The 13,982-nt window shown below is 39.2% G+C and carries 12 protein-coding genes; 3 read left to right on the forward strand and 9 right to left on the reverse strand.

Annotated elements, in window-relative coordinates; translation table 11 throughout:
* Positions 1-5 precede the first annotated feature (5 nt).
* The 3 genes from EAH57_RS11765 to EAH57_RS11775 all read right to left on the reverse strand — a co-directional run bounded on the left by EAH57_RS11765 (position 6) and on the right by EAH57_RS11775 (position 3,265).
* On the reverse strand, positions 6-722 hold the full coding sequence (locus EAH57_RS11765; protein WP_121930211.1) for an SGNH/GDSL hydrolase family protein: 717 nt from the start codon (positions 720-722) through the stop codon (positions 6-8).
* 28 nt (positions 723-750) lie between these two features.
* Positions 751-1,164, reverse strand: a complete 414-nt coding sequence (locus EAH57_RS11770; RefSeq protein ID WP_121930212.1) for a nuclear transport factor 2 family protein — start codon at positions 1,162-1,164, stop codon at positions 751-753.
* A 76-nt stretch (positions 1,165-1,240) separates the two neighbouring features.
* Entirely contained in the window at positions 1,241-3,265 is a 2,025-nt protein-coding gene (locus tag EAH57_RS11775) for an NADPH-dependent 2,4-dienoyl-CoA reductase (RefSeq protein ID WP_121930213.1), read from the reverse strand.
* Between the two features lie 125 nt (positions 3,266-3,390).
* Here EAH57_RS11775 and EAH57_RS11780 point away from each other — a divergent pair, with 125 nt between their 5' ends.
* Together EAH57_RS11780 and EAH57_RS11785 are read left to right on the forward strand one after the other, a co-directional pair.
* Complete coding sequence (locus EAH57_RS11780; protein ID WP_005196825.1) at positions 3,391-3,948, forward strand: PadR family transcriptional regulator; 558 nt, start codon at positions 3,391-3,393, stop codon at positions 3,946-3,948.
* Positions 3,948-4,859 carry an alpha/beta fold hydrolase gene (locus EAH57_RS11785; protein ID WP_121930214.1) on the forward strand — a complete coding sequence of 304 codons (912 nt, stop codon included), beginning with the start codon at positions 3,948-3,950 and terminating at the stop codon, positions 4,857-4,859. Before EAH57_RS11780 ends, EAH57_RS11785 begins: the two co-directional genes overlap by 1 nt.
* Before the next feature lie 61 nt (positions 4,860-4,920).
* On the opposite strand, the gene EAH57_RS11790 is transcribed toward EAH57_RS11785, so the two are convergent.
* Positions 4,921-5,964 (reverse strand): 3-deoxy-7-phosphoheptulonate synthase, encoded by a 1,044-nt coding sequence (locus tag EAH57_RS11790; RefSeq protein WP_121930215.1) that lies wholly within the window; start codon positions 5,962-5,964, stop codon positions 4,921-4,923.
* Positions 5,965-6,572: 608 nt separating this feature from the next.
* On the opposite strand from EAH57_RS11790, the gene EAH57_RS11795 reads away from it, so the two are divergent.
* The gene (locus EAH57_RS11795; protein ID WP_121930216.1) at positions 6,573-8,150 is read left to right on the forward strand and encodes an ATP-binding cassette domain-containing protein; all 1,578 of its coding nucleotides are present in this window, start codon (positions 6,573-6,575) and stop codon (positions 8,148-8,150) included.
* 61 nt (positions 8,151-8,211) lie between these two features.
* Here EAH57_RS11795 and EAH57_RS11800 read toward each other — a convergent pair whose 3' ends face one another.
* The 5 genes from EAH57_RS11800 to argC form a co-directional block, all read right to left on the reverse strand.
* Entirely contained in the window at positions 8,212-8,574 is a 363-nt protein-coding gene (locus EAH57_RS11800) for a YnfA family protein (protein WP_121930217.1), read from the reverse strand.
* Positions 8,574-10,859 carry an ATP-dependent Clp protease ATP-binding subunit ClpA gene (gene clpA, locus EAH57_RS11805; protein ID WP_121930218.1) on the reverse strand — a complete coding sequence of 762 codons (2,286 nt, stop codon included), beginning with the start codon at positions 10,857-10,859 and terminating at the stop codon, positions 8,574-8,576. Before clpA ends, EAH57_RS11800 begins: the two co-directional genes overlap by 1 nt.
* A 519-nt stretch (positions 10,860-11,378) precedes the next feature.
* On the reverse strand, positions 11,379-11,792 hold the full coding sequence (clpS, locus tag EAH57_RS11815) for an ATP-dependent Clp protease adapter ClpS (RefSeq protein ID WP_171065229.1): 414 nt from the start codon (positions 11,790-11,792) through the stop codon (positions 11,379-11,381).
* A 22-nt stretch (positions 11,793-11,814) separates the two neighbouring features.
* Complete coding sequence (locus EAH57_RS11820; protein ID WP_121930220.1) at positions 11,815-12,564, reverse strand: DUF6776 family protein; 750 nt, start codon at positions 12,562-12,564, stop codon at positions 11,815-11,817.
* 81 nt (positions 12,565-12,645) lie between these two features.
* The gene (argC, locus tag EAH57_RS11825; RefSeq protein ID WP_121930221.1) at positions 12,646-13,689 is read right to left on the reverse strand and encodes an N-acetyl-gamma-glutamyl-phosphate reductase; all 1,044 of its coding nucleotides are present in this window, start codon (positions 13,687-13,689) and stop codon (positions 12,646-12,648) included.
* Positions 13,690-13,982 lie beyond the last annotated feature (293 nt).

The following is a 13,982-nucleotide window of genomic DNA, read 5'->3' on the forward strand; positions in this document are numbered from 1 at the left end:
TCTACTTAGGGTCTAAACGACTGTCGCACTAAATCTGCGACTTGTTTCCCCCAAATTGCATAAACTTCTTTACTAGGATGAAAGCCATCCCTTGCCATCGGCAGATTTAGCGCCTGAAAAGCTTCGATATCGTATGCAATAAATCTAAATTGATCTTGTGAAGTGAGCCATTGTTGTAATGTTTTATTCATTTGCTCTGCATATTTTCCGAACAACCAAGCCAGTGGCTGAGGCAGTGCTGGAAAATGCTGCATCGGTGGTACTCCTGATACAATAACCAATTTTGGCTGAAAACGCTGCTGTATTTCGGTAAATAATTGTTTTTGTTGTTTTATCCAAGACTTCGCTGAAATAAGTTTAGTCACATCATTAACACCAATCGACGTCACCACAACATCATATTGTTGTTGATCTAAACCCTGTACCGCTTGGAACACTTGTTTGGTTGTATCACCCGTTTTCGCGTGAAGTTTCCATTGCAAGGCATACTGCGTTTTTAATTCGGAGATAACCACTCCAGACAAGGCATCTTGTTGTGTTTCAACACCTACACCTGCCGCAGCGGAATCACCTAAAATTAAGATCGAAAGAGGTTGACCTTGACCAATGTACCCCTCACGATCACCACTCGGTTCAGACAAACGTGGCGTATTCTTACGAACTCGTGTTCCTTGTACAATCAGCACAGGTAACAAAGCAATCGTTGAAAGTTTTAGCCACATTTTAATGATCTCGACGCACTTAGGCTATTTAGGATTGAGCAGTCTGGTACTGTGCCAATCGAGCGCCCATTTGTTCTGCCAACGCTGCTAAACCACTCATTGGACGAATCATCACCTCGAAATCAGTAATTTTACCTTGTTCATCAAAACGGATCATATCAATACCTTTTAATGATTTACCGCTTACATTGGCGCTAAATTCGAGTACGACATTTTCACCATCGTCGGTATAAAACTCACGATGATACTTAAAGTCTTGAAAAACTTGGATGACATTACTCAAGATAAAGAAAACAACTTGTTTCCCTTCATAAGGCTTATGAGCGACTGGCGAGCGGAAAACCACATCATCAGAGAGCAAGTCATTTAAAATGGACAAATCACCTATTTTAATCATTTGGTGCCAAAGTTGTACCGCTTGTTTTGTTATTTCAATCGTCATTGTTATATTTCCTTTGGATTTTAATCTTTAACGGAATTGACATTTCCTCCTAAGAGAAAATGTCCATAAAATTTATTTATAGCACCGCAGCCAATTCAGCACCTTGACGAATCGCACGTTTCGCATCTAATTCACCTGCTTCTTTCGCGCCACCAATCAGATGAACATTCTTACCATCTACTTTAAGCTGATCAAACATTGCTGTATAAGACTCTTGACCCGCACAGATCACAACATTGTCGACTTCAAGAACTGTGCTGAGACCATTCAAAGTAATATGTAGACCCTGATCATCAACTTTATCGTAGCTAGCACCCGCAATCATTTTTACATCACGATGTTTTAAGCCTGTACGGTGAATCCATCCCGTGGTTTTACCTAAACTAGAACCAACAGCAGCACTCTTACGTTGTAATAAGTAAATTTCGCGCTCAGACTTTTCGATTTCAGGTTGTTTTAAACCGCCAACATGCTCATAAGTGGTATCAATGCCCCATTCTGCATAGAATTTTTCAGGATTTAAGCTTCCACTTTCACCTTCATGGGTTAAATACTCTGCTGTATCAAAGCCAATACCACCGGCACCAATGATCGCGACACGTTTACCCACAGGCATACGCTCTCTTAAAACTTGGAGATAACTTAATACTTTTGGATGATCAATCCCTTCGATCTGTAATTGACGTGGCGTAACACCTGTTGCTATCACGATATCATCGTAATCTGCTTGGCTTAGCTCTTCATAGGTCACGGTATGATTCAGGACTAATTCAATATTAGGTTGTAATTCAATTTGACGCTTGAAGTAACGCAAGGTTTCATAGAACTCTTCTTTACCCGGAATGGTTTTGGCAATATTGAACTGACCACCAATTTGATTACTTGCATCAAACACTTTTACCTTATGACCACGACTTGCAGCATATACCGCAAAACTTAAACCTGCTGGCCCTGCGCCAATGACTGCAATATTTTTGGTCGCATTGGTTTCTTTGAAAATTAACTCAGTTTCATAACATGCACGTGGGTTAACTAAGCATGTTGCAATACTCATTGAGAAAATATGATCTAAACATGCTTGGTTACAACCAATACAGGTATTAATTTCATCACTACGACCTTCACTTGCTTTTAATACAAACTCAGCATCTGCAAGCATCGGACGCGCCATGGACACCATATCTGCATGACCAGAAGCTAACACGTACTCCGCCATTTCTGGTGTATTGATACGGTTAGAGGTAATCAATGGAATCGATACTGTACCTTTTAACTTTTCAGTCACCCATGTAAATGCAGCGCGAGGTACTTTGGTTGCAATCGTTGGGATACGTGCTTCATGCCAGCCAATACCCGTATTGATAATCGTTGCACCTGCTTTTTCGATTTCTTTGGCGAGTTGTACCACTTCTTCTAGCGTTGAACCACCTTCAACTAAATCAAGCATGGATAAACGATAGATAATAATGAAATTCTCACCAACTGAAGCTCGAGTACGTTTTACGATTTCGATTGGAAAACGAATACGATTTTCATAACTTCCGCCCCACTCATCATCACGATGATTGGTACGAGCTGCAATAAACTCATTAATGAGGTAACCCTCAGACCCCATGATCTCAACACCATCATAACCCGCATATTGGGCTAGCTTGGCGCAGTTGGCAAAGTCATCAATGGTTTGCTGTACTTCAGCAGAAGACAATGCTTTTGGTTTAATTGGATTGATTGGTGCTTGAATGGCAGATGGTGCAACATTATCAGCTTGATACGAATAACGCCCTGTATGCAAAATTTGCATCGCAATTTTACCACCAGCGTCATGTACAGCTTGGGTAATCACTTTATGCTTTTCAGCTTCTTCACGTGTATCTAATTTAGTGCCATGCGCAAATACCACGCCATCATCGTTTGGAGAAACACCACCAGTAACAATTAATCCAACATCACCCTTCGCACGTTCAGCATAAAACGCTGCCATACGTTCATAACCTTGCGGTGCTTCTTCAAGACCAATATGCATAGAACCCATCAGTACACGGTTTTTCAATGTAGTGAAGCCTAAATCAAGTGGTGCTAATAAATGCGGATAAGCTGACATGTGTTCTCCTTTGGCTAGCAATCTGCTTGCTAATGCAACTTGTTGCACAAACTTATAAACAAGATTTGATTTTTATGCAACATTTTGCATAATCTAAAGAGTCACTTTTTATTTCTTGGATGGTTATGTCACTTGCCCATGTTTTATTGACCAGCTTATTAGAAAAACCGAGCACAGGTTTTGAATTAGCTCGTCGTTTTGATCGCTCCATGGGCTTTTTTTGGAATGCCACTCATCAGCAAATTTATCGTGAACTCAATGGTATGCTGAAAAAAGAATGGATCTCTACCATAGAAGAGCAAACAGCCAATAGTCGAAAAAAAACCTATCAAATCGAACAGCTCGGAAGAATACAACTCGCTGCATGGATTGAACAGCAAAGCGAACCAGCTCAACTACGTGATGACCTCATGGTTAGATTAAGAGCTGAAGCACAGCTAGGTGGCAATAAAATTTTGCCCGAATTAGAACGACATTTAATACTACATAAGGAAAAATTAAGTCTGTATCAAGCAATCCATGATAAAGATTTTAAAAATACTGAACCGACCAATCGCGTTTTGTTCATCCATAAAATGATTCTTGAACTTGGTATCATTAAAGAAAACGAATGGATAAAATGGTTAGAACAGATGATTCCTCAACTTAAGAAGTTTGATGAACTAGACAAAGGAGAAAAATAATGCCGTTTTATACCATGCCCGATCAACAAAAATTATTTGTACGACGTGTGGGTGAAGGTGAACCTGTACTTGTTTTATCCGGGCTGGGTATGCAAAGCTGGCAATGGCTTCCTTTTTTATTTGCAAACCGTAAGCAATATGAATTTATTATTCCGGATTGGCGTGGCTTTGGTGGTTCAAAACACTGCGCAATTCCTGAGACTGATGCAATTTCTAGTCATTGGAATGATATTGATCATCTGATTAAACAATTAAAATTAGATCAGTTTATCTTGATGAGCTACTCCATGGGCGCAACCACAGCGATGCATGGCATGAAACATGGTGGTTTGGCAGGAAAACTCAAAGCCTATCTTCATATTGACCAAACTCCTAAGATTTCAGTAGACGACTCTTGGCATTACGGCTTGTTTGGACAAAAGCATGCTCAATTCAAAAATCTACTTCTCGATATTCAAACACTTTTATTAGATTATAAGCATGCACAAAAGCTTGAAGACCTACCAAGTGATATCCGTTATAAGCTAGTAAGTTTATGGGCCGCTTTTATTGAACTACAAAGTAGCAATACCTATAGCCCTAAAATCGTTAAACTCGCACTAAATCGCCCCTTCCTACAAAAATATTTACTGCCGATTCAACGTTTAGATTATTTGCTTTGGTATGTTGAAAATTATTTAAATCACAATGAAGACTATAGAGAAGCGCTTCGCCAAGTGAACTGCCCAACCACGTTCTTTATCGGTCGTGAATCTAGCCTTTACCCTGAAACGGGTCAGACACTGATTGCAAAAAGCCTAACAAATGCTAAAACTGTTTATTTCGAACGCTCTGGACATACACCATTGATTACAGAACCCAGAAAGTTTAGCCAAGAGATTGGTCGTTTTCTTAGCGCACAGTCCATATAAGCGGTTTAACGGAATTGAATAAAAAAGCCAATCTGATCTAGATTGGCTTTTTTAAGGAAGATTATTTCTTATGTCTCATTTGTTCAACAATATCTAACAAAACTTGTTCCGTTTTATCCCAACCTAAACAACCATCTGTTACTGATTGACCATAAGTCATATCACAAGAAATCTTCTGATTCCCATCAACCAAATGGCTTTCAAGCATAACACCACGTACGTTTGATTCAGCTCGCTCAACAATAATTTGCTGCAAAACCTGTGGTTGTAACAAAGGATCTTTACCACTATTACCATGACTGCAATCAATCACCAATGCAGGTAAATGCTTATGTTTAAAATGCATCGCCTGAATCGCTGCCAAATCATAGTTTGTCCCTTGATTTGAACCACGTAAAATCAAATGTGGCAATGGATTACCTTCACTATGCAAAATTGCAGGTAAACCTTGTTGTGTCATCCCTAAAAATTGATGACCATGTACCGCAGATTGGATTGCATCTAACGCAATTTGAATCGAACCATCGGTACCATTCTTGAAGCCAATACTGTATGACATATGACTGGCAATCTCACGGTGAATTTGAGATTCGCTGGTACGGGCGCCAATTGCCCCCCAAGCGAGTAAATCATCAAAATAACCAGTTGCCATTGGACTAAGGATTTCACTCGCGATTGGTAAACCTTTCTCAATCAACTGTAAATAAAGCGCGCGTGATTTTTCTAAACCAAGTTGTAAATCCGATGATCCATCTAAGTTTGGATCATACAAAAAACCTTTCCAACCCACTGTTGTCCGTGGTTTTTCAATATATGCGCGCATCACAAGAAATATCTGATCTTTTACTTGTTCTTGTAGTTGCTGTAGACGATCAGCATATTCTAGAACGGCGATAGGATCATGAATCGAACAAGGACCTGTAATCACCATTAAACGGTGATCTTGTCCTGATAAAATATTCTGAATCGTTTGACGATGTTTTGAAATTTGCTGCGCTAAAGTAGCAGACAAGGGATACTGCGCTTTAAGTTGCGAAGGTAAGCTGAGCATTGTTTCTTTTGTATGACTTTTTGATTGTGTTAAAGCAGTATTTAAAGCGTTCATTGGCAATTCCTTTGGACTGTCGCACAGTCCGAATATTTATTTGAGCAAGTGTGATCTAAGCGATGTCGATTTCTTTGCAAAGTAAAACCAAGAAGTCTTGCTAAAATATGAAACGTTAAATATGTACATGCTATTTCTCCTAAAGTGATGAATGTTAAAGCATAAAAAAACCTGATCGGGGTTGCCGATCAGGTGTTAACTGGTTGGGCAACCTTTTGTTGCCCGAAACGCTTCAGGCAACTAAATATATTGCCAAAAATAAAAATAAGCGTTGGTATTTACAGTATGCTTTAACATCATTATTTCAAATATCTAAAAAACTGTTTCTCCTTACTAAACTACGCACTATTGGAGCATTTGACAAGTTTTTTTTCTCCTTTTTTAAACAGAGCTTAAAAGAGTGAAATTTGACCTTTAACCCATCCATCAATAGAATAGTGTAAAAATAAACCCATTTGAGATCACGCCGATGAAGTAAGTTCTATTTTTATCATCAAAGTTCATTTTCTTTTTTGATGTGCAAAATAGACTTATCTATCCCTTAGTGATTTGTATTTTAAAAATTCTCTATCTCATTCTATTTTGCATATCCTGTTTATGAGGTTCTTATGACTCAACAGGCATGTATCATTACCAATCTAACCCTAGAACTATCTCAGCTTAAGCTCTTTGAAAGCCTATCCTTTCAACTCCCCTTAAAACAATTTTCTGGAATGATTGGTCGTAATGGCCAAGGTAAATCGGTATTAATGTCTATTCTGCATAGACAAGCAGCCAGCAACTTATCCTATTCAGGTCAAATTACGTGGCAATGCCCACATCAATATTTGGCGCAACTTCAGCGTGTGCAAGCACAGACCATTGCACACGCCTTAGAGATTGAAAATTTATATTCAAGTTTTCAGCGTATTCAACAAGGTAGCGCTTCATTTGCAGACTATGAACAAGTTGAAAATCTGTGGCATTTGCCTATGCAATGGCAGCAGCTCTTAGAAAGCGCTGGCTTACCCACAGATCTCAGCACACCTATTCAACATTTAAGTGAAGGTCAAAAAACCAAACTTGCACTTTGTCGCTTATTTCTACTTAAAGATCATTATCTACTACTTGATGAACCCAGCAATCATTTAGATAGTCAAGGTCGTCAATGGCTAATCCACCAAATGGCTCAACATACTCCAGGTGGACTCATCATCAGCCATGATCGGCAGCTATTGGCTCATGTACAAAGTATTTTCGCATTAAATCAATTTGGTTTAAATTATTATGGTGGGAATTATGCACTTTATCAGCAACAGCATAACCTCCAAGTCAAAGCCTTGTCACAAGCTGTTCAGCAAGAAAAAAGAGAATTGAAGCATCTTAAGGAACAGCAACACCTCAGCCAAATCAAAGCACAAAAACGCAAAAAAACTGGTGAAAAGTTAAGGTCGTCTGGTTCGCAAGCTCCAATCTTATTGGACGCAAAAAAAGAGCAAGCCGAGCAATCACTCTCTCATCTACGTAAGCAACAGAGCAAACAATTAGCCGATGCAAAAGACGAGTTGCTACATAAGCAAACTCAATTGGAACATTTGAAACCGCAATCTTTTGAATTTACCCCAATCTCTGGAAAATCATCAGTGGAAATCTTACGCTGTCATCAGCTTAAATTGGCTTTTGCGAATACCACTCCTCTTAATCTCGCAATCTCTGCTAGAGAGAAATTGCATTTGAAAGGTATAAATGGCATTGGTAAATCAACTTTACTAAAGACCATCCACGGTCTAATTCCTCCAGCTTCGGGAGAGATTTATTGCAAAGTAAGTTCTATTTATCTGGATCAGAATCTTTCATTACTTGACGAAAGTATATCGGGCGTTGGTTATTTATGTGGACTTGATTCAAATTTAACCGAGCAACAAGCGCGAACCTTGCTGGGAAATTTACAAATCCGTAGAGATAAAGCACTTGCTCCTTTAGCAACTTTAAGTGGTGGCGAACGCTTAAAAGTAGCGTTGCTTGCGTTGAAACAACAAACTGTAGAACTATTACTTTTGGATGAACCAGAAAATCATCTCGACATCGAATCACGCGAATTACTTGCTCTGGCAATTCGCTCTTTTAATGGTGCTGTGATACTGGTATCCCATGATGAATCTTTCGTAGAAGAATGCGGAATTTCAGAAGCTCACATATTAAGATAGTATTCTTTCTTATATTTAAAAAAATAAGCGTGACAACATTATTGTTGTTATGCTTAAGTGCTTAACGCACCAATCCTTGCGGTTGTAAGATAATCAAACTTGCACCGCAGAGCACAATGATCCCACCCAAAACATCCCAACGAGTTAACATCACTTGATCAACGTAACGTAGCCACATCAACGCAGTGAAAATATAAACACCACCATAAGCTGCATAAATACGACCTGATGCAGCTGGATGCAATGTGAGTAGCCACACAAATACCGCTAAACTCAATGCTGTGGGTATCCATAACCAATGCGATTTTCCTTGATTCAAAATCAAATAAGGAAAATAACAACCAAGTATTTCAGCAATTGCAGTTAATAAAAATAACCCGAATACACTTAGTATTCGGGTTATAGAAAAAGAGAGTTCAAACATTAAGCGGGTTCAGCACTCGGATTGATATGGTCTTCAAATACTTCCAATTTCAAACCAACGTCTTTGCCATCTTCATGTTTGACAGAAACAGCAACATTACCGCCATGTTCAGCTAACTCACCAAATAAAATCATCTCAGCAAGTGGTTTTTTCAAATGCTCTTGAATCAAACGTTGCATTGGACGAGCACCCATGAGGCGATCATAACCATTGGTCGATAACCAGTCACGTGCACTTTGATCAACTTCAAGCACCACTTGTTTTTCATCTAGCTGCGCTTGGAGTTCTGTTAAGAACTTATCAACCACAGATTCAATGACTGTTGTTGGTAATGATTTAAATTGAATCACACCATCCAAACGGTTACGGAATTCAGGTGAGAATGCACGTTTCATCGCATCTTGGTTATCAGCACTGTGATCTTGTTCTGTAAAACCAATACTTGCACGAGAAATACTTTCCGCACCCACGTTGGTTGTTAATACGATAATCACATTTCTGAAATCAGATTTTCGACCATTATTATCGGTTAGAGCCCCATGGTCCATAACTTGTAATAATAAATTGAATACATCTGGATGTGCTTTTTCAATTTCATCAAGTAACAAGACACAGTGTGGATTTTTATGAATCGCATCGGTCAACAAACCGCCTTGATCATAACCAACATAACCTGGAGGTGCACCAATCAAGCGTGAAACTGCATGGCGTTCCATATATTCAGACATATCGAAGCGGACAAACTCCACACCTAACAGTTTTGCCAATTGTTTAGTAACTTCTGTTTTACCAACACCTGTAGGCCCAGCAAATACAAAGCTACCAACTGGCTTATCTGGTGCTTTTAAGCCTGCACGAGAAAGCTTAATTGCTGACGATAATGCCGTAATTGCTTCATCTTGACCAAAGACCACACGTTTTAAATCGCGCTCAAGATTTTCCAACACAGTCTTGTCATCTTTCGAGACTGTTTTAGGTGGAATACGCGCAATCTTAGACACGATATCCTCAATGTTTTCGACAGAAATCAGTGAGCCATCTACTTCCGCTTTTAGGCGACGTCCCGCACCTGCTTCATCGATAACATCAATGGCCTTATCAGGTAAAAAACGGTCATTGATGAATTTTGCAGAAAGCTCTACAGCAGCTACAAGCGCTTTGTCGTCGTATTCAACGTGATGAAAATCTTCAAATTTGCTTTTTAAACCGCGTAATATCTCGATCGTTTCACCAATGCTAGGCTCACTTACGTCAACCTTTTGGAAACGGCGTGATAATGCATGGTCCTTTTCAAATACTTGACGATATTCTTGGAAAGTTGTCGAACCAATACAACGTAAACTTCCATTTGCCAAAGCAGGTTTAATTAGATTCGATGCATCCATTGTGCTGCCCATACTTGAACCAGCACCAATAATCATATGGATTTCATCAATAAATAGGATCGCATTTGGATTCTTTTTTAACGCGTTTAACAATTGTTTTAAACGCTTCTCAAAGTCACCGCGATATTTTGTTCCCGCAACCAATGCGCCAATATCAAGGCTATACACCTCAGCATTCGCTAATGGTTTAGGTGCTTTTCCATTTACAATCAACCATGCCAAACCTTCGGCAATCGAAGTTTTCCCAACACCAGGATCTCCCACTAAAAGTGGGTTATTTTTACGACGACGGCATAAGATTTGTGCCGCACGTTCAATTTCTTTCTCACGACCAATTAAAGGATCAGTTTTACCCTTTTGCGCTTCAGCATTGAGATTTAGCGTATATTGCTCTAAAGGTCCTGCATTTGCAGAAGCAGCACTTTCTCCATCAATATCTTCAACTTCCTCTTCAACTTGAATCTCTTCTTTACGTGTTCCATGAGATAAGTACTGAGTTAAAGTTAAACGATTAATTTGATGGCGTTTCAATAAATAAACAGCGAAAGAATCTCTTTCAGAATACATAGCAACTAATACGTCTGCCCCTTCAACGGTACGATCTCCACCGCTTGATTGAACATGAAAAATTGCTCGTTGCAAAATTCGGTCAAAACTTTCCGTTGGGTGTGGGGCTTGTTCGCTATTATCACCAAGCTTTGGGGTGTGTTGCTCTACATATTCCTCTAATTCTTTACGTAAAGTAACGATATCAGCACCACATGCTTTTAGTGCGTTTACAGCTGAATCATTATCAAGCAAAGCGAGCAATAGATGTTCAACTGTTAGAAACTCATGCCTCTTTTGACGAGCCATGCTTACAGCCAAACGTAACGATACTTCTAATTGACGACTGAGCATGTAACCCCCTTATATTTTGGGCCTCATCAAGAAAAGACGTATCTTTAACTGAAAAAGCCAATTATGGACTAATCCGCTTGAGTATCTGCAATCGTTATCTAACGTACGTTTACAAGCCTCTTTGCTTCATAGTCTACTGTTAGCATTAGTTGAGTGTATTGGTCAAGATTCAAAACAAAGTATTGTTGTAAAAATTTAATTACAAAGAGAATATGAACCATTCAATTGTTTAAAAAACAGACATACTTGTTGTTTAACCGTTACTTTCCTTCATCATCCATTCAAATTTTACTTGAACGTTTGATTATATTTTTTACTCGAGGTTAAATTTGCTACGTTCGCAACTTGAGCATATATGGCGCAAGGTCTTCTTACGAATCTTTAAACGCTTCTCAGGACAAAGCCTTAAAGCAATGCTTTAAGTTTGTTTTATCCGCCACTCGGGCATAGCGTTGCTTTGTTTAACCCGCCACTCGAGCTTAGCTCTCGTCTTGCGCTCGGACAAAGCGTTGCTTTGTTTTATCCTCGCTCAGGTTCGATCTGACAAAGCAATGGATGCCCTTGTGCACGCGCATAATTGTTAACTTGATTTGCTTTAGTTTCAGCAATATCTCGAGGATAAATACCTGCAGTGCCTTTGCCTTCATAATGGACTGTTAGCATCACTTGACTCGCTTGATCCAAGTCCATAGAGAAATAACTTTGTAGTACATCAATCACAAAATCCATTGGCGTGTAATCATCGTTTAATAAAACAACTGCATACAATGGTGGTCGCTGCACTGCTGGTGGAGCTGTTTGCACAACCAGCTCACCATCATGATCCTCTTGCGAATCACTTAAACGAGGATTTAAGTGCCAGTCAACATAACCCGATTGATGAAAAGAGTTTTTCACTTCACTTAAATTCATTTGACGTCGATATCTTCGCATATTCGGTTCTTAATCTATAAATTTACTGAGCATTTGCTTCAGCTTGAGGGATTTCTGACACAAAAGCAGAATTTAAATCAACGGGTTGACCACGTTGCCAGCTAAAACGCTTAATCACAGGTGTGCCACTACCCGATAAACGCACTTCAATAAATTGTGGCGTAAATCCTTTTGGCATGGTCCAACGTCCAGTTAAACGCTCAAAATCATCAAAATTAAAGCTTTTATCTTCTAGTGGTACATCCAAAATCTCAGTATTTCGAATTAGACGCAATTCAACAGATCCTGCTGCACGGCGTTTATTCGGGCTCACTTGAACAAGATCAATTTGATACTCAAACGCATTTTCAGGTAAAGACTTGATCGCCAAACTCTGAATCGTCAAACTCACGCCACCGCGCTGTCTCAAAATATCTCGATAAATGGCATTCATGCCCTCAAACTGAATCTTATCAGCATTGGCTTGATTGACCGCTTTGAATAGATCATCAGCATTACCAACAGCCATGTCCCGCTCTTGAACAGCAGCATTCAAACTTTTGTTAATAGAGTCTAATGCTGTCTTCTGTTTTTGAACAACATCTACTAGCTGCTCAGCATCGGCATCATAACCAACAACAGTTAATCCTTGACGGTGCCCAACTGTATAACCAATCATAAAACTACTACCAATAAGAATGGTTGCAGCTATAAGTAAAGGTAAATTCGTTTTTAAGAATTTGTTTTTCTCAACCGAACTTTCTGGTGAAGTCGTTGGTTCAACGTTATCCATCATTATCTCTATCGTTACGATCTACATCAAAGCACACATTTAAATCCAATTTTAAATGTGTGTGAAGTAGAAAAGCGTTTTTTATGGTAATAAACCAATACCTTCCAAACCTGCAGCCTCATCAAAATCAAACATTAAGTTCATATTTTGAACTGCTTGACCCGCTGCTCCTTTCACCAAGTTATCCTGTGCAACAAGCACAATTAACTTATTGGGTTGAGGCTGATGTATCGCGATACGTAATTCATTTGCACCGCGGACACTACGTGTTTCAGGGGAACTATTGGCAGGCATCACATCTACAAAACGTTCATTTTGATAGAAGCTTTCATACAATGCTTGTATATCTGTTTGTTGACCCTGTTCAGTTAAATCAACATAAATCGTGCTTAACATACCACGAATCATTGGAACCAAATGCGGTACAAAAATCAGTTGATCAAACTGACCTTTTTGCCCTGAAATATTCTCAAGGGCTTCAACAATCTCTGGATGATGGCGATGTCCTGCAACGCCATAAGCTTTAAAGTTATCCGCATTTTCACTGTAAATCATACCAAGGCTGGCTTTACGCCCTGCACCTGACACACCTGATTTTGCATCAACAATAATACTTTGGGTATTGATCAAGCGATTCTTTAATAATGGTGCCAAACCAAGCTGAACCGTGGTTGGATAGCAGCCTGGATTCCCAATTACATTCGCTTGTTTGATTTTTTCACGATTCAATTCAGTTAAACCGTAAACTGAATCTTTGAGTACAGTTGGGCAATGATGTTGCATGCCATACCACTTCTCGAATTGGGCTAAATTCTGTAAACGAAAATCTGCCGCTAGATCTATTACTTTCGTACCAGCAGCAACCAAATTCTCAGCATGTTGCATCGCAACACCATGCGGCGTTGCAAAAAAAACAACATCACACTGTTTAAGCTGATCCAAATCGAGATCAGAAAACTTAAGCTCAGTATGTCCTCGTAAACTTGGGAACATATCTGCAACACGCTTTCCAGCTTCAGTACGCGAAGTGAGAATACTGACCTGAACTTGTGAATGTCTTAACAATAGACGTAGTAGTTCAACCCCTGTGTATCCAGTTCCACCAACAATACCAACAGAAATCACGTGTCACACCTCTAGCGTTCATTTGGACAAATAGTATGGCAGTTTGGCTTGTTTTACACAATCTTCAAGTCTCTAACTTATAAGAAAATAAAACGAGTGGTCATCATCAAATTAACATGAATCAATTGGCTTATATTTCAAAAATCAGATATATAGAAAGGGAAAAGATATTCTTTTATATTGAGCTGATTTTACCATTGGTCAAGAAAGACTATTGAATCAGTATAAGATTCGCATAGAATAAAACGATGCGGTAATAAAAATTTCATGGATGCAAAATTTTTGGAGAGCTG

Origin of the sequence: Acinetobacter sp. 2JN-4 (genome assembly GCF_003687745.1) — a bacterium.
GTDB classification, from domain to species: domain Bacteria; phylum Pseudomonadota; class Gammaproteobacteria; order Pseudomonadales; family Moraxellaceae; genus Acinetobacter; species Acinetobacter halotolerans.